Source organism: Sphingomonas sp. GW822-FHT03G08 (assembly GCF_058801135.1).
In genome coordinates this window covers 820,754-841,435 of record NZ_JBXAMZ010000002.1, presented here as the reverse complement: position 1 = coordinate 841,435, position 20,682 = coordinate 820,754, and the positions used below count along the sequence as shown (strand labels likewise).

General features: G+C 68.0%; 17 protein-coding genes. 6 read left to right on the top strand and 11 right to left on the bottom strand.

Annotated features, from left to right (window positions below; all coding sequences use genetic code 11):
- Nucleotides 1-47: 47 nt before the first annotated feature.
- The 5 genes from AC1RJ5_RS21180 to AC1RJ5_RS21160 form a co-directional block, all read right to left on the bottom strand.
- Complete coding sequence (locus tag AC1RJ5_RS21180) at nt 48-509, bottom strand: cupin domain-containing protein (protein ID WP_493115541.1); 462 nt, start codon at nt 507-509, stop codon at nt 48-50.
- Nucleotides 506-1,423 (bottom strand): alpha/beta fold hydrolase, encoded by a 918-nt coding sequence (locus AC1RJ5_RS21175; RefSeq protein WP_493115539.1) that lies wholly within the window; start codon nt 1,421-1,423, stop codon nt 506-508. The genes AC1RJ5_RS21180 and AC1RJ5_RS21175 overlap by 4 nt, the downstream gene beginning before the upstream one ends.
- 106 nt (nt 1,424-1,529) lie before the next feature.
- Nucleotides 1,530-2,816 carry an alanine racemase gene (locus AC1RJ5_RS21170; protein ID WP_493115537.1) on the bottom strand — a complete coding sequence of 429 codons (1,287 nt, stop codon included), beginning with the start codon at nt 2,814-2,816 and terminating at the stop codon, nt 1,530-1,532.
- Nucleotides 2,809-4,224 carry a D-arabinono-1,4-lactone oxidase gene (locus tag AC1RJ5_RS21165; RefSeq protein ID WP_493115535.1) on the bottom strand — a complete coding sequence of 472 codons (1,416 nt, stop codon included), beginning with the start codon at nt 4,222-4,224 and terminating at the stop codon, nt 2,809-2,811. The genes AC1RJ5_RS21170 and AC1RJ5_RS21165 overlap by 8 nt, the downstream gene beginning before the upstream one ends.
- A gap of 3 nt (nt 4,225-4,227) precedes the next feature.
- On the bottom strand, nt 4,228-4,569 hold the full coding sequence (locus tag AC1RJ5_RS21160) for a c-type cytochrome (protein WP_342251641.1): 342 nt from the start codon (nt 4,567-4,569) through the stop codon (nt 4,228-4,230).
- 330 nt (nt 4,570-4,899) lie between these two features.
- Here AC1RJ5_RS21160 and AC1RJ5_RS21155 point away from each other — a divergent pair, with 330 nt between their 5' ends.
- The 4 genes from AC1RJ5_RS21155 to AC1RJ5_RS21140 are packed head-to-tail and all read left to right on the top strand — an operon-like array spanning nt 4,900 to nt 10,587.
- Nucleotides 4,900-7,326: a TonB-dependent receptor gene (locus AC1RJ5_RS21155; RefSeq protein ID WP_493115532.1), complete on the top strand. Its 2,427-nt coding sequence runs from the start codon at nt 4,900-4,902 to the stop codon at nt 7,324-7,326.
- Nucleotides 7,313-8,686 (top strand): GH1 family beta-glucosidase, encoded by a 1,374-nt coding sequence (locus AC1RJ5_RS21150; RefSeq protein ID WP_493115530.1) that lies wholly within the window; start codon nt 7,313-7,315, stop codon nt 8,684-8,686. The genes AC1RJ5_RS21155 and AC1RJ5_RS21150 overlap by 14 nt, the downstream gene beginning before the upstream one ends.
- Before the next feature lies 1 nt (nt 8,687).
- Nucleotides 8,688-9,905 (top strand): MFS transporter, encoded by a 1,218-nt coding sequence (locus AC1RJ5_RS21145; RefSeq protein WP_493115528.1) that lies wholly within the window; start codon nt 8,688-8,690, stop codon nt 9,903-9,905.
- Nucleotides 9,906-9,933: 28 nt separating this feature from the next.
- A complete protein-coding gene (locus AC1RJ5_RS21140) occupies nt 9,934-10,587 on the top strand; it encodes a TetR/AcrR family transcriptional regulator (protein WP_184168497.1) in 654 nt (217 codons plus the stop codon).
- Here AC1RJ5_RS21140 and AC1RJ5_RS21135 read toward each other — a convergent pair.
- The 6 genes from AC1RJ5_RS21135 to pal form a co-directional block, all read right to left on the bottom strand.
- A complete protein-coding gene (locus AC1RJ5_RS21135; RefSeq protein ID WP_493115526.1) occupies nt 10,584-11,762 on the bottom strand; it encodes an NAD(P)/FAD-dependent oxidoreductase in 1,179 nt (392 codons plus the stop codon). The genes AC1RJ5_RS21140 and AC1RJ5_RS21135 overlap by 4 nt on opposite strands.
- Nucleotides 11,759-13,054 (bottom strand): dipeptidase, encoded by a 1,296-nt coding sequence (locus AC1RJ5_RS21130; protein WP_493115524.1) that lies wholly within the window; start codon nt 13,052-13,054, stop codon nt 11,759-11,761. Before AC1RJ5_RS21130 ends, AC1RJ5_RS21135 begins: the two co-directional genes overlap by 4 nt.
- A gap of 26 nt (nt 13,055-13,080) precedes the next feature.
- Complete coding sequence (locus tag AC1RJ5_RS21125; RefSeq protein WP_269576016.1) at nt 13,081-13,575, bottom strand: nuclear transport factor 2 family protein; 495 nt, start codon at nt 13,573-13,575, stop codon at nt 13,081-13,083.
- 13 nt (nt 13,576-13,588) lie between these two features.
- On the bottom strand, nt 13,589-16,054 hold the full coding sequence (locus tag AC1RJ5_RS21120) for a TonB-dependent receptor plug domain-containing protein (protein WP_493115522.1): 2,466 nt from the start codon (nt 16,052-16,054) through the stop codon (nt 13,589-13,591).
- A 274-nt stretch (nt 16,055-16,328) separates the two neighbouring features.
- The gene (locus tag AC1RJ5_RS21115) at nt 16,329-17,603 is read right to left on the bottom strand and encodes a glycosyltransferase family 4 protein (RefSeq protein WP_493115520.1); all 1,275 of its coding nucleotides are present in this window, start codon (nt 17,601-17,603) and stop codon (nt 16,329-16,331) included.
- A gap of 49 nt (nt 17,604-17,652) precedes the next feature.
- Entirely contained in the window at nt 17,653-18,168 is a 516-nt protein-coding gene (pal, locus tag AC1RJ5_RS21110) for a peptidoglycan-associated lipoprotein Pal (RefSeq protein ID WP_269576019.1), read from the bottom strand.
- Nucleotides 18,169-18,421: 253 nt separating this feature from the next.
- On the opposite strand from pal, the gene AC1RJ5_RS21105 reads away from it, so the two are divergent.
- Both AC1RJ5_RS21105 and AC1RJ5_RS21100 read left to right on the top strand, forming a co-directional pair.
- Nucleotides 18,422-19,924, top strand: a complete 1,503-nt coding sequence (locus AC1RJ5_RS21105; protein ID WP_342251213.1) for a sensor histidine kinase — start codon at nt 18,422-18,424, stop codon at nt 19,922-19,924.
- Entirely contained in the window at nt 19,921-20,601 is a 681-nt protein-coding gene (locus AC1RJ5_RS21100; protein ID WP_493115517.1) for a response regulator transcription factor, read from the top strand. The genes AC1RJ5_RS21105 and AC1RJ5_RS21100 overlap by 4 nt, the downstream gene beginning before the upstream one ends.
- Nucleotides 20,602-20,682 lie beyond the last annotated feature (81 nt).

The window sequence follows — 20,682 nt, the reverse complement described above, 5'->3', positions numbered from 1 at the left end:
CGGCGAACGCCGGGGAACCGTAGAGTAACGGCCGCACCCACGATGGCTCAGGGCTTGGCAGTGTAGACCGTGTCGGTCGGCCCCCAGCCGCTGATATAGACGATCGCCGGTTCGTCCCGCGTCAGGGCGAAATGCGCATCGTTCGCGCCTTCGGTATAGAAGCTGCCCGGCGGCAAGGCCTTCACCTTCGCTTCGTCGGCGATGGCGCCATAGCCGAAATACCAGGTACCGCTGACGACCACCGCGCTGCGTTCGTCGCGGTGGGTGTGCGCCTGGATCCGGGTATGCGCGGGCACCCGGATCTCGATCGTGTAGGGGCCGGCCTTGGTGGGATCGCCGAGCAGCACGGTGGTGCGGATGCCGGCGACACCGGAGGTCCCCGGCCCTGCCCCGCCTTTTGCCAGCGCCTCGATCTCCGCCGGCGTCAGCCGCACCTGCTGGGCGTGGGCGGAGAGGCTGGTCAGCAGCGCGAACGGCGCGATACCGGCGGCGAGCAGGGACACCCTCATCGGCCGGACTCCAGGAAGGCCTTCACCAGCTTGACCGTGGCGGCGGGGTTTTCCTCCATGATCCAGTGGCCGGAATCGGGGACGACCCCTTCGGTCACGTTGGTGGCGCCGGCGCGCATCACCGCGGCCGTGGTCAGCCCGAACGACTTCTCGCCGCCGAGTGCGAGGATCGGCATGTTCAGCTTCGCACCGGTGGCGAGCCAGGCGCGGTTGTCGACCGCGTCCTGGTCGAAGGCCGCGAACTGGGCGAAGCCGGAATGCATGCCGCCGGGTCGTGCGTAGAGCGCGGCATAGTGCTGGCGCGACTTCTCGTCGAACCGCGCCGGATTTGCGGAGAACTCGTTCCAGAAGCGATCGAGATAGATCCGCTCGCGCCCGGCGACGAGGCGCTCCATGTCCGGTCCGCCGAAGCGGAAATGCCAGAGCAGCGGGTTCTTGAGGATCTCTTCCCAGGGACCGACACCCGGCACCGGCGCGTCGATCAGCACGAAGCGGCCGACCCGGTCGGGCTGCTGGGTGGCAAGGGCGAAACCGACCATGTTGCCGATATCGTGCGTGACCAGATCGAACTTCTGGATGCCGAGCGCGGCGAGCACGCCCTGCATGTCGCGTCCCTGGTTCATCTTGTCGAACCCGCCGGCGGGATGGGCGGACAAGCCCATGCCGCGAAGATCGGGCACGATCACGGTGTGATCGTCGTCGAGCGCGGCGGCGAGCGGCGACCACATGTCGCCGGTCTCGCCATAGCCATGGAGCAGCAGCACGGCGGGGCCGTGCCCGCCGACGCGGACATGGATGGTGGTGCCGTTCGTGGCGATTTCCTGCGTCTTGAAGGCGGCCGGGAACGGCGCGACCTGCGCGACGGCGGGCGCGGCGACACAAAGTGCCGTCGCCATGAGAAGGGATTTGAGCATTGGGACTTCCTCGAGCCTGGGATCCGGTTTTCGCGAGGAGAGTGTCCGGCCCGCCTGCCCGTCTCAATGCCAGTGCGGGCGCCAGACGTTACCCGGACGGGTAAAGTCAGGCCGAGACCGGGAGCGTCGGCCAGCGATCGACGATGCGCTGGCCATCGAACAGCGCGATGTCGCCGAACTGGAGGAACAGCGCCTCGCTCTGGTTCGGGCGCAGGAAGACATAGTCGTCCGGGCGCAGCGCGACCCTTGCCGAGCCGGTGAGCAGCTCCTGGTTGCTCGACCGGCCGAACAAGCCATTATATTCGAGCCCCGGCGGCGAGACCGGCGTGGCGAGCCAGTGGCCGCCATAGACGAAGAAGCCCTTCTCGGTGTTCGGATCGAAGAAGTTGATCGGCCCGGATAGCCATTCATAGCCCGGCAGGCGGAAGCGCTGCTGTGCCTTGATCACCGGCGTGGCGATGAAGGCGGCGGGCAGATGCGGCTCGAGCGTGGACACGTCGAAGTCCACCGGCTTCACAAAGGCCGAGCCGACCGAGACTTCGTTCGCCACCGTGCCCTTGCCGGCATGGAGCGCATAGGTGGGGCTGCCGGCACCGTTGAGGGTGAGCCCCGCGAGGTCGATTCCGGCAGACCTCATCGCTGCTATTGATTTGCGATAGCGTTCCTGCGCCTCGGCATAGGCGGCGTCGGGATCGAGCATCTTCACGACATGCGGGTCATAGCCCATCAGCCCGGAGAGGCTGAGCAGCGGGTTGGCCCGCGCCTGCGCCACCGCCCTGGCCAGGCTCTCCGTGTCGGGGAAGCCGCCCCGGTGCAGACCGACATCGATCTCGAATGCGACACGGATCGGGCGGCCGATGCCCTGCGCGATCCCGGCATATTGGGCCAGCCGCTCAGGGGTATCGACCAGCCATTGCACCCTGGCGCCGGCCTCGGGGCTGTGAGTGCGCAGGAACGCCGCGGCTTCGATCGCCGGCAGCGGCTTGCCGAGCAGCAGGTCGGCATCGGGGTGCAGCCGCGCCATGTCGGCCAGCATCGCGCCGTTGAACACCATCAGCCGGTTGGTGCCCATGCCGGCCATGACATGGCCGATCAGTCCCGGCGCGGGCAGCGACTTGACCACCACGCGCAGCGGCAGGCGCGACGGCGCCAGCACCTTCTTCGCGGCGGCGATATTGTGATCCAGCCGCTGGCGATCGACCACTAGGATGGGATGCGCGATGCCGGCGTCGCGCAGCGCCCTGCTCAGCTTGAGGAAATAGGCGTCATGCGCGCCGCCCTGGTCGCCCTTGCGCAGCGCCGCGACGCCGATGCCGCCGGCGACCACCGCCGCGCCGCCGACGATCATTGCCCGGCGGCCGAAGCGGCGCGGTCTTGCGGGTGCGTCAGCCATTTCCCAGGATACCCTTCAGATAGGGGTTGAGCATGCGCCCCTGCGGATCGAGCGCGCGGCGGATCTCCATCGCATCGCGCCAGCGCGGATAGAGCGCGGCGAAGTCCTGTGCGCCCAGCGAGTTCATCTTGCCCCAGTGCGGCCGCCCGCCATGGCGGCGCAGAATCGGCTCGATCAGGGCGAAGAAGAAGTCGTGGTCCTCCTTGTAATAGGCATGGACCGCGACCGATCCGCTCTCGCGCTGGTAGAAGGGCGAGAGCCAGGCATCGTCTGCGGCGACGATCCGCGCCTCGAACGGGAAGAACACGTCGCGGCGATGCGTCTCGACCGCATCGATCACCTCGCGCAGCGCGGCGACATGCGCCTCGATCGGCACATGATATTCGATCTCCTTGAAGCGCACCGGGCGCTCGTTGGAGAGCAGCTTCCAGCCTTCGTCGACCGCGATCTCCGGCGCGATGCGGTCGAGCTCGCGCGCGGCGATGGTGCGGCGAAAGCCGGGGGCGAACTCGAACACATCGCGCAGCGTCTTGAGGCTCATCAGCGTCTCGGCGTCCGCATCGGGGCCGCGCGGCTGGACCGGGTCGCTGGTCACGTCATGGGTGATGACCGCGCAGCGATTGGTGAAAGGCAGCACGAGGAACTCGGCATTGCGGTGCCGGGCGCGCAAGGCGGGCCAGTCCTCGAGCACTTCGCGGGTAGGCCGGATCTCGACGCGCTTGCGCACGCGGGTGAGCGGCCGGTTCTGCAGCGTGACCTGGGTCACCACCCCGAAAGCGCCGAGATTGACCCGGGCGGCGTTGAAGATGTCGGCATTGCGGGTGGCGTCGCAGTCGAGGATCTCGCCCGCGGGCGTCGCCAGCCGCATCGCAATCACTTCGCCGTGCAGCGCCTTCAACCCCTTGCCGGTGCCGTGCGTGCCGGTCGCCAGCGCGCCGGCGAGCGACTGTTTGTTGATGTCCGGCAGATTGGGCATTTCCTGCCCGATCGCGGCAAGCGCGCTGCCCAGCTCGCGCAGGCGGGTGCCGGCCCAGACCGTCGCCTGATGCTTCGCAGCATCATGGCTAACCAGGCCGGTCAGCCCGTCGAGCGTGAGCAAGGTGCCCTCGGTCGGCACCAGCTGCGAGAAGGAATGGCCCGAGCCGACCGGGCGCACCGGCGCCGGGCCCGACTTGAGCAGCGCGACCAGCTCGTCCTCGCTGGCGGGCGCGGCGCGCCTGGCGGGATAGGATTGCGCGGTGCCCGCCCAGTTGCGCCATAGCAGGTTGCCCGCCTTGTCGGCGAGTAGCGGTTCGGGGGGCTCGCGGTCGAGCCAGAGCCGGCGACCGGCAAGCCCCCCTGCGGTCAGCGCCCCCGCACCGACCACACCCCCACCGACCAGCAGCGCGCGGCGCGAGATCCGGGCCATCGCTCAGCGCCCCGCCATGAAGCGGATCAGCGCGGCATAATCCTCGGGCTTGCAGGCGAAGCATTGCCCGCCCGGCGGCATGCCGTTCAGCCCGGCCACGGCGTTGCGGGTGAGCTCCTGCTCGCCCTTGGCCCAGCGCGGATCCCAGGCATTGCGGTCGCCGGTCAGCGGCGCGCCGGTGTCGCGCACAGTGTGGCAGGCCTTGCACGAGGTCTCGTAGAGTTGGGCGAGGTGCGTATCGCCGGGCTGCATCGCCGCGCTCTGCGCCTCGGTGATCGGCGACGGGCGGGCAGCGGGCGTTCCGGTGGAACCGCCACAGGCGGACAGCGCAACCAGGCTCGCCACGGCCAGGCTTCGCGCCCCTGCCCTCCAGCCAGAAGCCCCACGCAATTCCCCCCGCGGCAAGGCCATGCGCACCCCCATTGACACTATAAATTAGTCATGGCTAACTAATAGTCATCGCTAATCCGGTCAAGAGCCGTACGCGAGGGGGACTGGGTGGCCGACCAAGCGAACCAAGCATTGTCCGATACCCGAAGGGCGCCGCGCGGCGCCCCACCCCACCTGCATTTCGATCCGACCCGGCGCGTCATCGCGCGGGAACCGCGCTGCCCGGCAACGGGCCGAAAGGACTTCTAGCAAAAAGCAAAACGGCACACGCCAGAGGGAGGCGACATGAGGGACGTGCAAAGGGGGACGGCAATCTGCGCAGCGGCATTGCTGTGGAGCGGCCAGGCATGGGCGCAATCGACGACGACTTCGGCCGAGACCGGCGCCGGTGGAGGGAACGGCCAGGCAGCGGGGGTCGAGGAAATCGTCGTCACCGCGCAGCGGCGCGAGCAATCGCTCCAGGACGTGCCGATCAGCGTCAACGTGTTCAGCGCCGCGACGCTCGACGCGCTGGGCGCGCAGAGCGCCGGAGACATCGACACCTTCACGCCGGGCCTGACGATCGACGACACCTCGGTCACCCAGCCCCATTATGCGATCCGCGGCGTCTCCTCGGACGATTTCGGCATCGGCACCGAGCCCGCGGTCGGTGTGTTCCTCGACGGCGTCTATACCGGGCGCTCCGGCTCGGCGCTGATCTTCTTCAACGATGTCGACCGGGTGGAGGTGCTGAAAGGCCCGCAGGGCACGCTGTTCGGGCGCAACACCTCGGCGGGCGCGATCTCGATCATCACCAAGAAGCCGGTCGACGCGTTCGAGGGCAATGCCCAGCTGCGCTTCGGCAATTACGGGCGGAAGCGTGCCGAGGGCATGGTCAACGTTCCGCTGGGCGACACGCTCGCGCTGCGGGTGAACGGTGTCTACAACAAGCGCAACGGCTATCTGACCGATGCCGTGACAGGGCGCGACTATGAGCGCGAGGACAATTGGTCGGGCCGCGCCGCGCTGCGCTTCCGCCCCGGTGCGGGCACCGACATCCTGCTCGCCTATGACCATGACAACACCCACAAGGACGGCCCCGCCGCGATCGGCATCGGCCCGCTCGCGCTCAGCCAGGATCCCGAAGGCCCCTTCGCCAACGACACGCTCGGCGGATCGCGCGAATCCCGGCTGCTCGACGCCTTCACGCTGACGATCGACCAGGATCTGGGCAACAAGCTCAAGCTGACCAGCCTGTCCTCCTATCGCTGGTTCAAGACGCTCAACCGCGAGGATGAGGACGGCACCAACCTGGCCGCGCATCACCTCGACACCGAGAATAACGAGCGTAACCGGAGCTATTACCAGGAACTGCGCCTCGCCCAATCGACCAGCGCGCTCACCTGGGTGCTCGGTGCCAGCTATTTCCACGAGAGCGCCACGCAGAAGACGCGGACGATCGCGCTGACCGATTCGATCGACACGGTGCTCGCCAATGTCGCCGGCCTGCCGCTGTTCACCGTGCTCGACAGCGTCGGCCTGCCGGTGTTCGGCATCCCCTGGGTGGAATCGATCGACAACCATGCCGACAATGATTCCTACGCGGCGTTCGGCGACCTGACATGGTCGGCCACGCCCAAGCTGAACCTCACCGTCGGCCTGCGCTACACGCGGGACGAGAAGAAGTTCTCCTGGCAGGTCAATCCGTACAGCGCGCCGGGCCTGGCGCAGGTCGGCGCACCGGGCGCGCTCTACAACGCGATCCTGGGCGCCAGCGTCTTCCCGGACACCGCAACGATCAGCGTCGCCGATTTCTACAACGCGGTGGTCGGCACCAACATCATCTTCGAGGCTGGCGCGCTGAACGGCACCCGCTTCACCCGCAAGGAAAGCTTCTCCGACGTCAGCCCGCGCTTCGTGATCGACTATCACTTCACGCCGGACGTGATGGCCTATGCCTCGGCCGCGCGCGGCTACAAGGCGGGCGGATACAACAGCGTCGAGCTCAATTCCTTCTTCAAGCCCGAGACGGTGTGGAACTTCGAAGGCGGCCTCAAGTCGAACCTGTTCGAGCGCCGGCTGCAGTTCAACCTCTCCGCCTATCACTATGTCTATCGCGACCGGCAGCAGCTGAGCCTGGAATCGATCAGCGGCTCGGGCGTGCCGCAATATGTGACGCTGAGCGGCGACTCCAGGGCATGGGGCATCGACCTCGACACCCGTTTCTCGATCGCACCGGGCATCTCGATCGGCGCGGTGGCCGGCTATATCGACTCGGTCTGGGTCAGCCGCACCGAGCAGGGCGTGGACATTGACGGCCAACCGACCGGCGAGCCCAGCTTCCGCGGCGTGCTGAACGCGCATCTGGACCAAGACCTTGGCGGCGGCGCCGGCGGCATCTTCGCCGATGCCAGCTACAGCTACACCTCGAAGCGGCGGCTCAACGATGCGATCCGCGCATCGGATGCAGCGCTGGAGAACAGCCCGATCTACGGCGACATGGTCGATTTCTCGAAGCTCAAGCGCCTGCGCGGCAGCCGCGAGATCGTCAATGCGCGGATCGGCTGGCGTCTGCCGGGGAATGCCTTCTCGCTGTCGGTCTTCGCCGAGAACCTGTTCGACGTGCGCACGCCGCGCACGCTCAACCCGATCAGCGCGCAGACGCTGGGCACGCCCTATGTCCGCATGGACCGGCCGCGTTTCTGGGGAGTGGAGTTGAATGGGCGGTTCTGAGCCGGGCCGCCCGGCCTTCCCGCCCGGCTTCCGCTGGGGCGTGTCGGCCTCCGCCTATCAGATCGAGGGCGCGGTCGCCGAGGGCGGCCGCGGCCCTTCCACCTGGGACCGGTTCTGCGCCGAGCCCGGGCGGATCACCGACGGCAGCAGCGGCGCGGTGGCCGCCGATCATTATCATCGCTTCGCCGAGGACATCGCGCTGATGCGCGACCTGGGGGTGACCGACTATCGCCTGTCGATTGCCTGGCCGCGTATCCTGCCCGAGGGTCGCGGCACGGTGAACCAGCCCGGGCTCGACTTCTACGAGCGGCTGGTCGACGCGCTGGGCGAGGCCGGCATCGCGCCGATGGTGACGCTCTACCATTGGGACACGCCCCAGGCGCTGGAGGACCAGGGCGGCTGGACCAACCGCGACATGGCCGGCTGGTTCGCCGATTATGCAGGGATCGCCGGCGCGCGGCTTGCCGACCGCGTGGCGCGATGGGCGACGCTCAACGAACCGATGGTGCTGACCAACATGGGCTATGCAGTCGGCGGCCATGCACCCGGCAGGACGCTCGGGCTCGGCGCTCTGCCGGTGGCGCATCACCAGCTGCTTGGACACGGTCGCGCGGTCGCCGCGCTGCGCGCTGCCGGGGCGTCGGGCATCGGGATCGTCAACAACCAGATGCCGGTATGGCCGGCCAGCAACGATCCGGCCGACGTGGCTGCCGCCAATCTCTACCGCATCCTCACCTGCTGGCTCTATTCCGACCCGGTGCTGCTCGGCCGCTATCCCGAGGCGATCGGCGCGGTGATGCCCGGTCCGGTCGAAGCCGACCTCGCTGAGATCTCCGCACCGATCGACTGGTATGGTCTCAACTACTACAATGCCGAGAAGGTCGCCGCGCCGAGCGAGACCGTGCGGGTGGTCGATGGGCATGCAATGCCGTCCGACCTGCCCTTCGACCTGGTGCCGATCGAGGACCGCGCAACCACCGATTTCGGCTGGCCGGTCACTCCTGAGGGGCTGGGCGAGATACTTGCCGAGCTGCGCGCCCGCTATGGCGCGGCGCTGCCCCCGATCCATATCACCGAGAATGGCGCGGCCTTTGGCGACGAACCCGGCCCGGACGGCGTGGTGCGGGACAGCAGGCGGATCGACTATCACGCCGCGCATCTGGAGGTGCTCGCCGCGGCGATCGCGGACGGCGCGGACGTGCGCGGCTATTTCATCTGGTCGATCCTCGACAATTTCGAATGGGCGGTCGGCCTGTCGCAGCGCTTCGGGCTGGTGCATGTCGATTACGAGACGCTAAAGCGCACGCCCAAGGCGAGCTTCGCCTGGTATCGCGACTTCATCCGGGCCCAGCGGAGCTGAGATGACCGGGATCGCCTCCGCCTCGCCGGCGCCGCGGAGCGATCCCCTTTCCGCTGCCGGGCTCGCCGCACTGTCGCTGGCCAATGCCGGGCTATGGGCCGCGCTGTTCGGCCCGATCGAACTGCTGCTCGCCCAGCATTCGAGCCTGCTGGCGCCGGACGGCAAGGTCGCCGTGCTCGGCATGGTCAGCGCCGCCGGAGGCGCGGCGGCGATGCTGACCAACCCGATATTCGGCGCGCTGTCCGACCGCACCCGTTCGCGCTTCGGCCGCCGCCGTCCCTGGGTGGCGCTGGGCGCGCTGGCCGGCGCGGGGAGCCTGTTGCTCCTGTCCGGCGCGCAAAGCGTCGCGATGCTGACGCTCGGCTGGTGCCTGGTCCAGGCATCGCTCAATGCGATGATGACCGCTTTGGTCGCGACCATCGCCGACCGTGTGCCGGTGGCGGAGCGGGGTGCGGCCGGCGCCTGGTTCGCCTTTGCCCAGGCGCTGGGGATCGTCGGCGGCGTGGCACTTGCCCATGCCACCGCGCCGGACCTTGCCGCCGGCTATCGCAGCTGCGCGGCGCTGCTGCTGGTCTGCGCCCTGCCCTTCCTGCTGATCGAGGATCCAGGCCCGACACCACTGCCCGCCGCGCCGGCAGCGACGGCGCGTCCGCCCGCCGGCACCGCCGACATGGTCTGGGCCTGGCTGACCCGCTTCTGCTTCAACCTGATCTCCGCCCTCGCCCTGCTCTATCTGCTCTACTATCTCGGCGACGCGATCCATCGCCCCGCGCCGGACAGCGACGTGCTGCTGCTCACGGCGCTCCACATCGCCGCCATGGTCATCGTGCTGGTGCCGGCGGGCCTCGCCTCGGACAGGATCGCGCGGCGCAAGCCGTTCGTGCTCGCGGCATCGGCTTCGATGGCGATCGGCATGACCCTGCTCGCGGTGCAGCCGGCCTGGGGACTGGTCATCACCGGGGTTGCCTTCGCCGGGATCGGCTTCGGCCTCTATTCGGCGGTGGACGTCGCCATCGTCACCGAAGTTATCCCCGAGGCGACGGAATCGGCGCGCGATCTCGGCATCTTCAACATCGCCAATGCCCTGCCCCAGGTCGCCGCCCCGGCGCTGGCCGCCGCGCTGATCGCCTTTGCCGGCTATGGCGCGCTCTATGGCGCGGGCGCGCTGCTGGCGCTGGTCGCGGCGGCTACCGTGCTGCGGATACGGGCGGTTGGATGACGCCGCCCGATCGCGTAGAGCGCCCCCGATGGCGAAGCTGAATATCTCCCGGCCCTCCTCCACCGTCGAGCCGAAGCAGGCCCGGGCGCTGCAGACGCGCGAGACGCTGCTGGAAGTGACCGCCGAGCTGCTCGCCGAAGTGGGCATCGAGCGCATCTCGACCAACATGATAGCCCAGCGCGCGGGCATGACCCCGCCGACCTTCTATCGCTATTTCGACGACAAGTTCGCCGTGGTGGAAGCACTGGGCATGCGGCTGATGGAACGCCAGAACGCCGTGCTCGCGGACTGGATCGAGCGCTATGCCCATCGCGGGATCGAGGTAGCGGCCGCGCATGCCGGGGATCTGCTGCGCGAAACCGCGCTGGTGACCCAGAACGAGCCCGGCGGGGTCTGGGTCGAGCGCGCGCTCCACGCGACACCGCGCCTCGAGCATATCCGCATCGAGTCCCACCGTTTCGTCGCGGACAAGCTGGCCGACGCCTTCGCGCCGCTGCTGCCGGCAATTCCGCGCGAGGCGATCTGGCGGCGGATGCGGATCGCGGTCGAGTTCGGCTATGTCACCGGCGAGCTGCTGCACAGCGAGCAGGACGTGCCCGAGGAGCTGCTGCTCGCGGAGACGGCGGAGATGCTCCGGTCGGCCTTCACCAGCTGGGGCAGCGCCGCGGGGAGCGCCGGCTAAGCGAAGCGATCCGGCCGGAAGGCGGCCAGCGGTTCGGCGGTTACGCCATCCACGATCTCCTGCGCCGCCAGCCGCCCCAATGCGGGCGCGAGCGTGACGCCGCTATGGGTGACGGCGACATAGAGCCCGCCCAGCTTCGGCGTGAACCCGACGACGGGGAAGGAATCCGCCGGCACCACGCGCTGGCCGACGCTGACGCGCTCGATCCCGGCATTTGCGATGCCCGGCAGATAGGTGGCCGCCGCGCGCTGGATTGCCTGTCCGAAGGCTTCCACCCCCGCCCCTTCCGGTGCGCCGCCCTCATGCCCGCTGATGCTGGCGACGAAGCGACCGTCCGGCATCTGCTTGAAGGTACTGCGCGGCGCGAAGACCACTCGATCGAGCACCGGCCTTTGCGGACGGGTGTGGAGCAGCACGCCCGGCGAGGCGGTGAGCGGCAGCCCTATGCCCGCCCGACCGGCCAGCGCCTCACTGCCCAGGCCCGCCGCGAGCACCACGGTATCGGCTTCGATCACGCCATCCGCCGTCTGCACGCCGGCAACCTTGCCGTCGCGGACGAGCAGCGAGCGCACTTCGACCGGCGCCCGCAATTTCGCACCGAGTTTCCGCGCACGCTCGAGCAATGCGGCCACCGCGCCGGCGGGATCCACCGCCCCTTCCTCCGGGAAGAAGGCCGCCGCCGAGACCGAGCCGATGCCGAGCCCCGGCAGCAGGGTCTTGAGCGCCCCCGCATCCACACTGCGACCGGCATAGCCCCAGGATTGCGCGATTCTCAGGCTCGCACCCAGCCTGGCCGCCTCGGCCTCGCTGTCACGCCAATAGGTGGCTCCGCCCCATTGCAGGGGGAGCGCAGGGCCGGCCTCCTGCTGCCAGATCCGCCAGCCGGCCATGCCCAGCCAGTTCAGCTGGAAATAGGGCCGCGAGCCGGTCTTGGTCGAGGCGTTGAGATAGGCGAAGGAATCGCCCGTCGCCCCCGCCGCCGGCCTGGACTTCTCGAGGATAGTGACCGCGACGCCACGCTTGGCCAGCTCATAGGCTATCGCGGCGCCGACGATCCCGGCACCGATCACGATCGCGGTGCGGGTCCCCGGCGCGACCGGACGGGCGCGTACGGCCCCGGGAAGCAGCGGGGCGGCTGCCAGCAGCCCCAGCGTGGCGCGGCGGTCGATCCTCACTGGCCGGCCTTCGGCTTGGCGAGCGCCTGCACCTGGCCCCAGACGCGCAGGAAGTTGCCACCCCACAGCTTGGCGATATCGCCCTCGCCATAGCCTCGGCGCTGCAGCTCGGCGGTGATGTTGACGGACTCGCCGACATCGTTCCAGCCGATCACGCCGCCGCCATGGTTGAAGTCGGACGAGATGCCGACATGGTCGATGCCGATCTTCTTCACGACATAGTCGATCTGGTCGACATAATCCTTGAGCGACGCGCGATAGTCCGGGCTGCCGGTGATTTCGTGGAATTCCTCGCTGTACTTCGCGAAGACCTCGGGCGGGAGCACCTTCACGCCCTTGTCCGACAGCGGCTGGATGCCCGCCGGCGTCTTGTCCTCGGGAATGCCGTAGCGGCGGCGGATCTCGTTGAGCTTGGCCAGCGCTTCCGGCGGGAAGGCCTTCACCCAGGAGCTATAGGCGTTGATCGCGACGACGCCGCCCTTGGCCGCGATCGCCTGCAGGGTCGCGTCGTCCAGGTTGCGCGGATGGTCGATCACCGCACGCGCATTCGAATGCGAGGCGATCACCGGGGCACGGCTCAGCTCCAGCACCTGGCGGACGCCCTGCGCGGTGATCTGCGACACATCGATCACCACGCCGAGGTCGTTGAGCCGCGCGACCGCCTGGCGACCCAGCGGCGACAACCCACCGTGTTCATTGAGCTTGTCACCGCGCAGCAGGTTGGGCCGGGCGGAATCCGCCAGGTCGTTGTTGCCGGCATGGGTGAAGCCGAAGATCGACACGCCCTTGGCGTGCCATGCGTCGAGCTGGCTCAGGTCCTTGCCGATCAGATTGCCGTTGAGGATCGACAGGATGATCGCGACACGGCCCGAGCCTTCGATCGCCTGCAGCTCCTCGGGCGAACGCGCGATCTCGGTTTGCTGCGGATAACGGCGGACCACGGCTTGGATCGCATCCAGCTTCTGCTGCCCCTTGGCCGCGGCTTCGGCATAGCCGGCGGGGGTGCGCGCGTTCTGCGGCACGAAGATCGCCAGCACTGCGCCCTTCAACCGGCCGCGCTTCGCCTTGACGAAGTCGAACTGGTCGGGCCCGTCCTGGCCGGGGTCATGCGCGCCGGTGCCGAAGTCGAACGGAATATCGAGATGGTTGTCGAGATTGGGGATGCGCTCCTGCAGCGCGGTCGCCGCCTGGAGCTGTTCCGGCGTGAAGCTTTGGGCATGTGCACCGGCGAAGGGCAGCGCAGCGCCTGCCAGCAGCAGGAGCAGTTTCGAACCAAGGGCAAATCGGGCCATGGAATGTCTCGCTTGGAAAAGGGGGATTATTGCGCGGGGCGGGTCAGCTGGCGGGCGATGAGCTGCCAGCCGCGCGATCCCTTGGTCCACACGTCGAGGCCCGAAAGCCGTGCGGTGCTGGTGGTGCCGTCGTCCTTGCTCAGGTGGAAGGTCCAGCTGGCGGTGACATAGGCGACATTGCCGTAGCTGCGGACGCTGGCATCGGCGATGTCGACTGCGGTGAAGCGCTTGCCGGGCGCCAGCGTCCGGTCGATCTGCTCATTCTTGCCGAGTACCGCACCATCGGTGTGGCCATAGGAAAGGTCGGGATGGAAGGCGGCGTCCAGTCCCGAGCGGTCAGCCTTCACCACCGCCGTGCGATAGGCATCGATCGCAGCGATCACGGCAGTGCGGGTCGCGGCGGGGCCACGCTCCTCGACCGCCGCATGCTCCTGCGCGAAGACGGGCATGGACGACAGGCTGACGGCACCGGAAAGGCCGGCCGCGGCGATCAGCAGCGCGCTAAGATATCGGGATTTCATGGGGACTGGCTCCTTAGAAGGACAGGTCGAGGCGAGCGAAATAGGTGCGGCCGGCGCCACCCTCGGGCGACAGGCCGGAATAGAGCGCGACCACGGGATTGCGGGCGGCCGGGAGCACCTGATCAGGACGGCTGTCGAGCAGGTTGTTGATGCCGGCCGAGACACGCGCATTGGCGAACAGGCGATAGCCGGCCGAGAAGTTCACCACTTCCTGCGGCCCGAAGCGCTGGTCATAGGCGACCACGGCGTTGCGCGCCCAATAGATGCCGTAGCGTGTGCCCGAGAGGTGCGCGTCGAAGCCGCCATTGGTGTAGTCGGCGGCCAGGCGGACGAACGTATCGGGGTTCCATTCCTCGATCAGCCCGCGCGCCTCATGCCCGATAAGCGACAGGCCGCTGCCGGCCAGCACCGCCGGAGTTGCCTTGATATGGGTGATCCTGGTGTCGCTCAGGTTGAAGCCCGCGCTCAGGTCGAGCCGCTGGTCCTGGTCCAGCCGCCAGCGATAGCGCGCGGTCGCATCGATGCCGCGGGTCCGGGTGTCGACGGCATTGGTGAAATATTGCGCGCCCGAATAGGTCGGGAAGCCGGCACCGGTCAGCACCTGGCGGACCAGCGTGCCGGTCAGCGTCTCGGACAAGGCGATGCGATCGTCGATCGTCGTCTGGTAGAAATCCACCGTCACCGACAGGTCGCCGCTCGGCGTCCAGACCAGGCCGGTCGAAAGGTTGGTTGCCTTTTCCGGCTTGAGCGGCGTCGCGCCGAGCGCCCGGGCAACCGCGCTGTCCACCCGCGCCAGCTTGTTGGTCGCCAGCACGCCATTGGTGATGTTCGGGATCGTGCGCGAATAGGCCGACTGGCCGAGCGACGGCGCGCGGTAGCCGGTGCCGGCGCTGCCCCGCCAAGCAAGCTTCGGCGTCACTTCATAGCGCAGCGCCAGGCGGGCGTTGGCGGTGGTGCCGAAGTCCGAATAATGCTCGACGCGGCCGGACGCGGTGACGCGCAGGCCCTTGGCAAGTTCGGTCTCGAGCTCGAGATAGCCGCCGACCACGTCGCGGGTGGTGCGTCCGGCATCGTCGGGCGAGAAGCCGCCAAAGCCCTGCGAAGCCGGCGTCGCCACCTTGCCGGCATTGGGGCCGTCGAGGATCGGCACGCCGCCATTGGCCCAGGAACCATAATCGCCCTGGAACACCTGATAGGCCTCCTGGCGATAGGCCAGGCCCGCCGCGACATTAAGCGGCCCGCGCAGCAAGCCGGTCTCGAACGGACGCTTCCAGTCGAAGGTGACATTGGCCTGCTCGTTGAGCAGGTCGCCGGTGTTGAACGATGTCGGACTGGCCGTGCCGAGGCTGGCATTGTTGGTGTTGTAGACCAGGCTCTCCACCCGGTTGCGGCCATAGTTCGCCCCCAGGTCGAAGTCGCCGGCCTTGCCCGACCAGCGCGCACCGCCGCCGATCGAGGCGTCGCGCGAATGGACGCGCAGGAAGGGCTGGAAACCATCCGGGAAAAGCGCGCGAACCGTCTGGTCCGCATTGGGCTGGCGGAGATTGCCAAAGCCCTCATCCTTGCGCCAGCCATAGCTTCCGGTGAGGTAAAGCGTCACGCCGCCGACGGTGCTCTCGGCGTTGAGCAGCAGGTTCTCCCGCTTGGTGGCGCCGCTGCCATAGAACCAGTTGCGGTTGGGGAAGCTCGCTTCGCGCGGATCTCCGGCGAAGTACATCGTCCGGTTGTCCCGGCCCGAAAGCCGAGTACGGCCGATGTCCCAGACGTCGAACGCCAGGGTGACCGAACCGTCGCCCGGCAGCTTCGCGCCGATCGAGCCCTCGATGCTCTTGGTCTCGCCATCGCCCTTGTCGTTGACGCCGTACTGGACCGCGAGATTGCCGTGCCCGGCCTGCTTCTTGAGCACGATGTTGACCACGCCCGCGATCGCATCCGAACCATATTGGGCCGAGGCGCCGTCGAGCAGCACCTCGACGCGCTCGATCGCGCTCAGCGGGATGCTGTTGAGGTCAACCGTCTGCGCGCCCTTGGCAACACCGCTGCCGGCGTTGAGCTGGGCGGTCGCGTGGCGGCGCTTGCCGTTGATCAGCACCAGCGTCTCGTCCGCCGCCAGGCCACGCAGCGACACGCCCTTCACGAAGCTGGCCGCATTCGAAGACGGTACCGATGTGGGGAAATTGAAGGAGGGCACGAGGCGCTGCAGCGCTTCGGACAGGGTGCGGGCGCCAGTTGCCTGCAGATCCTCGCCGCTGACGAGCTGGACCGGAGCGGAGCTTTCCAGCGCCTTGTTGCCGCTGCGCGAGCCGACCACAACGATGGCGTCCTGCTCGTCTCCGGTCGCGCCGGATTGCGCCTGGGCGGGGGCGATCAGCGCGAGAGGCGCCGCTATCGCAGCGGCGGCAACGCCACCGAACAATCGAAGATCAATCCTGCCGATACCAGCGCTCGCCGCTGGAGCACCATAGTTCTGATAACGCATGACTATGCTATCCCCCTGATGGACATCAGGCGGGTTGACCCACATTATTTCAGCACAACTTCCCGTTCGCGAAGCCAGTTAAAAAGCTTCATCGCATGGAATTATCATCCCTTCCGGGAATCATTGCAGAAACGCGCAACCCACCTTTGTTTTGCTTACGGCTAAAAACCTATCCAAATGGTGGGAATTGGCGAGATAGTTACCCTTTATGTCCACTTAGGGGAGCTATCGGTAATTAAATTTCGCAAGCAAACCCAGGGCTTGGCTGCCTTTGTCAGCGCGCGATCAGCCCGGAATAGGATTGGAGGACCTGGTCCAATATGCCCGGCCAGCGATACCCACTCGCCGCGACATGCGCCTCGCGGGCGAGCGAGAAGCGCAGGTCAGGCCGCTCGATCAGCTGCTCTGCCGCTTCGGCCAGTTCCGGTGCCGAGGCCGGTGTGAGCATGCCGGATCGTCCCGGCGCGATCAGTGCCTGGGCGCTCCCGACATCGGCGCTGACCACCGCAAGGCCGGAGGCCATCGCCTCGAGATTGACGTTGCCAAAGGCCTCGGTCGTGCTTGGGTTGATCAGGACGTCGGCACTCGCCACCGCGCGACCCAGCGCCTTGCCGTCGAGATGACCCGTGAAGACTGCGTCGGGCAGCAAGGTGCGGAACCGCGCCTCGGCCGGGCCGGTGCCGACGATCAGCGGGCGCAGCGGATAGCCGCGCTCGCGCAGCAGCCGGATCGTGTCCGCGAATACGGCGATGCCCTTCTCGATCACCAGCCGGCCGAAGAACAGCGGGACGATCTCGTCGTCGCGGTAGCCCAGCGCGCGGCGCCAACCCAGGTCGCGCAGCATGGGCGAGAATGCGGCGGGGTCGATGCCCCGTCCCCAGATCGCGATATCCTCGCGCGCCACACCCATTGCCACCAGGCTGTCGGCCGAGGCGGCATTAGGTGCCAGCACCCGGTCGCTCGCCTGGTAGAAGCGCCGCAGGTGCCATTCGCCCAGCCCTCGCAGCGCGCCCAGCCCGTAATAGTCGAAATAGGTCTCGAACCGGGTGTGCAGGCTGGCCACCACCGGCACATCAAGCCGACGCGCCAGCTTCTGGGCGCCCCTGCCGAGCAGGTCCGGCGCGGAGACATGGATGATGTTGGGCGCGAAGCGCTCGATATCGGCGCGCACCGATCGCGGCACGCCCAGCGCGATGCGGAACTCACTGCGGCCCGGTATCGGCACCGACGGCACCGACACCAGGTCCCCCGCCGGCGCGAAGGCGGGCTCCGCTATGGTCGGGGAATAGACCCGCACATCGGCGCCACGATCGAGCAGGTGGTCGACCAGGCGATTGAGCGCCCGATTGGCTCCGTCCCGTACGCAGTTATAGTTGCCCGAGAACAGCGCGACCCGCATCCGCGTCGCCGGTGCACCGTCATTGGCGGGGCGGTCGGTACGTGCGGGCGCTGCCAGATCGGGCGCTCCGATCGGGCGGACCTGTGGCGGCGGGCCCGGCCTGCGAGCGGAGACGTCGGCACGGGGAAATTCGGCGGGCGAAATCTTCATGGCAATGCAGATCATGCGCGAGGCGACGCTGCCTCGCACGCACTATTCGTTACGGAAGCTGAATGACGACTGACACGGCGCGGCGGTTCTGCGCGTGCGAGGCCTCGTCGGAACCCAGCGCCTCGGGCCGCTCCTTGCCATAGGAGATGGTCGTGATCCGCGCCGGTGCGATGCCCTGCATGGTCAGGAACTCGGCTGCGGCCCGCGCCCGGCGATCCCCCAGCGCGAGGTTATATTCGCGCGTGCCGCGCTCGTCGGCATGCCCCTCTACCAGGAAGGCGACGCGCGGATGCTGGCGCAGCCACTGCGCCTGGCGGGTGAGCGTGGCGCGCGCTTCCGGCGACAACGTATAGGCGTCGAAGGTGAAGAACACGCGGTCCCCCGCGGTTGCTGCCAGATCGGCCTGGAGACGAGCCAGAGCCGGATCCTCGCCATTCTCGGCATAACCCTCGCCACCCGTGCCACCGCCGGTGACGTCGGAGGCGTTGCCCGGCGCCTGCCGCTTGGTGCAGCCGCCAAGCGCCACCGCACCGATCATCACCGCCAGCATCAGTTCCTTACGCATACCCTCTCCCAGGGAATGTTTCGGAAACATCCCTAGAGAGGCTTTGGCGGTAGGCGTTACTATAGGTTTTTTATGCATGGACCCGCATGCACAGGCGCCATAGCCCTTTTCGTCGAGAGCGCGCTTTTCTGCATTCCCCTCTCGCAGGCCTCCCCCCAAAAGAGGCGCGTGTTCCCACCGCGGCGGCGGGCAGCAAGGTCGTCCCCGGCCAAGCCCGCCGCCCGGACCAGCCAGAGGCAACGCAACGAGCTTGATGACGTCCCGACGCCCGAACGCGATCGCCCGCCTGCTTCTCGCGCGTCTGCACCTGGACCGCGACGACATGCTGCGCACCGCGATCGTGCTCGCGCTTTCGGCCGTCATCGCCTTTACCGTCTATCCACTGGGTGAAGTCGCTTCGGCGCTGGTATTCGTGCTCGGCATCACTGTCGCCGGCGCGCTGAGCGGTCTGGCATCGGCGCTCATCGCCGCGCTCGCCGCGTTCCTGATCTACAATTTCTACCTCACCGAGCCCGCCCTCACCTTTCGGATCGCGACCGGGGGCGATCTTGCACCGCTGATCGTCTTCAACCTGTGCGCTTTGGTCTCCGGCGTGCTGGCCGGCCAGCTCAAGGATCATGCCCAGGCGGCGCGATCGAGCAACCTGCAGCTCCACAGCCTGCTGGCGCTGAGCCGCCAGCTCCAGTCCGCGATCCGCCTGCCCGACGTTGTCGCCACGGTGGAGCGCGCCGTCCATGACATCCTTGGCGCGCGTGCCGCCCTGTTCCGCTTCGAGGACGGAGAACTGCGCAGCCTTGCCGCGGCGCCGGCCGAAGCCGACTGGTATGCATTCGCCGAACGAATCGCGGCCCGCGCCGAGCCCCAGGGTGAAGGCACGTTGTTGGGCAGGCTGCTCAAGCCCGCCAACGCTTCCGATGCCGTGCTGGTAATCGAGCCGCTGCGTCCGGGAAAGATCACGCCGGCCTTCATCGATGCGGTCGCCAATCTGGTCACGCTCGCGCTCGAACGCGCCGCCCTGTCCGAGCAGATCACCGAGCGCCAGGCGGTCGCGCGCGCCGAACAGCTCAAGACCGCGTTGCTCGCTTCGGTGAGCCATGATTTCCGCACCCCGCTCACCGCGATCAGCGCCTCGGCGTCGAGCCTGATTGCTTATGGGGAGAGATTCGATCCCGAGACCTCGGCGGGGCTGTTGCGGGGGATTGTCGAGGAATGCGAGCGGCTAAATCGCTACACCGCCAACCTGCTCGAGATGAGCCGGCTGGAAGCGGGGGGTGTCGCGCAGCCGCTGCAGATCCTGGGCGCTGCCGAGATGGCCGCCGCGGCGCTCCACCGAGTCCGCCCGCGCGCCGGCGGGCGGCAGATGGTGCTCCAGGCCCCCGCCCCCGATCTGCTCGTCGCCGCCAATGCCGCCCTGTTCGAGCTGGTGCTTATCAACATCCTCGACAATGCGATCCTCTACAGCGACGACGATGCCCGGGTGGAGATCGCCATCACCGCCGAGCAGGGCGCCTGCCGGATCGACATCGCCGACAGCGGCCAGGGCATTCCCGAGGCGGCACTGCGCCGCGTGTTCGAGCGTTTCTATCGTGCGGGCCGCAGCGAGGCGGCCGGGCGCGGCAACGGCCTCGGGCTCGCCATCGCCAAGGGCTTTGTCGAAGCGCTGGGCGGCACGATCGAAGCCACGCTTCCCGGCCTGGACGGCCGGGGCACCCGCATCACCATTCGTCTCCCGCTCGCCGAGGCAGCCCAAGCATGACCAACATCCTCCTCGTCGATGACGAACCCGCGCTGATCGCGGTGCTGAAACCGGTACTCGGCGCCGAGGGCTATAGCGTCGCCACCGCATCGGGCGGCGCGGCGGCGCTGCGCATGGCCGAGGACATCAAGCCCGAAGTCGTGCTGCTCGACCTCGGCCTGCCCGATATCGACGGCAAGGACGTGATCCGCGCGCTTCGCGCGACCAGTGCCGTGCCGATCATCGTCATCTCCGCCCGCCACCAGGAAGGCGAGAAGATCGCCGCCCTCGACAATGGCGCCGACGACTATGTGAACAAGCCCTTCGAGATCGGCGAGCTGATGGCCCGCATCCGCGCGGCGATCCGGCGCAGCTCCAGCCTGGAGAACGCCCCCAGCACCTATCGCAGCGGCCCACTGGAAATCGATTTCCAGACGCGGCGGGTGTCGCTGGCCGGTGATGCGGTGAAGCTTTCCCCCAAGGAATATGACCTGCTGCGCACGCTGGCGCTGAGTGCAGGCCAGGTGGTTACCCACAAAAGGCTGCTCGCCGTCGGCTGGGGCAGCGACGGCGCCGACAGCCAGTATCTGCGCATCTATATCGGCCTGCTTCGCCAGAAGATCGAGGAAGACCCGAGCGATCCCCGCTTGCTGGTGACCGAGCCGGGCGTCGGCTACCGCCTCGCCAGCGCCAACTGATCCATAACGGAACCTCGCAGCGGGGTCCGGACATTCAACAGGGCAGCCGCGATCGGGCGGCGCCAGAAACGGGACAGAGCC

Bases quoted from the DNA above. Each gene is read 5' to 3' on its own strand.
- AC1RJ5_RS21100 (WP_493115517.1), top strand. From the start codon at position 19,921: ATGACCAACATCCTCCTCGTCGATGACGAACCCGCGCTGATCGCGGTG.
- AC1RJ5_RS21140 (WP_184168497.1), top strand. From the start codon at position 9,934: ATGGCGAAGCTGAATATCTCCCGGCCCTCCTCCACCGTCGAGCCGAAG.
- AC1RJ5_RS21165 (WP_493115535.1), bottom strand. From the start codon at position 4,224: ATGGCCCGGATCTCGCGCCGCGCGCTGCTGGTCGGTGGGGGTGTGGTC.
- AC1RJ5_RS21125 (WP_269576016.1), bottom strand. From the start codon at position 13,575: ATGAAATCCCGATATCTTAGCGCGCTGCTGATCGCCGCGGCCGGCCTT.
- AC1RJ5_RS21115 (WP_493115520.1), bottom strand. From the start codon at position 17,603: ATGAAGATTTCGCCCGCCGAATTTCCCCGTGCCGACGTCTCCGCTCGC.
- AC1RJ5_RS21130 (WP_493115524.1), bottom strand. From the start codon at position 13,054: ATGGCCCGATTTGCCCTTGGTTCGAAACTGCTCCTGCTGCTGGCAGGC.
- AC1RJ5_RS21105 (WP_342251213.1), top strand. From the start codon at position 18,422: ATGACGTCCCGACGCCCGAACGCGATCGCCCGCCTGCTTCTCGCGCGT.
- AC1RJ5_RS21175 (WP_493115539.1), bottom strand. From the start codon at position 1,423: ATGCTCAAATCCCTTCTCATGGCGACGGCACTTTGTGTCGCCGCGCCC.
- AC1RJ5_RS21120 (WP_493115522.1), bottom strand. From the start codon at position 16,054: ATGCGTTATCAGAACTATGGTGCTCCAGCGGCGAGCGCTGGTATCGGC.
- pal (WP_269576019.1), bottom strand. From the start codon at position 18,168: ATGCGTAAGGAACTGATGCTGGCGGTGATGATCGGTGCGGTGGCGCTT.
- AC1RJ5_RS21170 (WP_493115537.1), bottom strand. From the start codon at position 2,816: ATGGCTGACGCACCCGCAAGACCGCGCCGCTTCGGCCGCCGGGCAATG.
- AC1RJ5_RS21180 (WP_493115541.1), bottom strand. From the start codon at position 509: ATGAGGGTGTCCCTGCTCGCCGCCGGTATCGCGCCGTTCGCGCTGCTG.
- AC1RJ5_RS21145 (WP_493115528.1), top strand. From the start codon at position 8,688: ATGACCGGGATCGCCTCCGCCTCGCCGGCGCCGCGGAGCGATCCCCTT.
- AC1RJ5_RS21155 (WP_493115532.1), top strand. From the start codon at position 4,900: ATGAGGGACGTGCAAAGGGGGACGGCAATCTGCGCAGCGGCATTGCTG.
- AC1RJ5_RS21150 (WP_493115530.1), top strand. From the start codon at position 7,313: ATGGGCGGTTCTGAGCCGGGCCGCCCGGCCTTCCCGCCCGGCTTCCGC.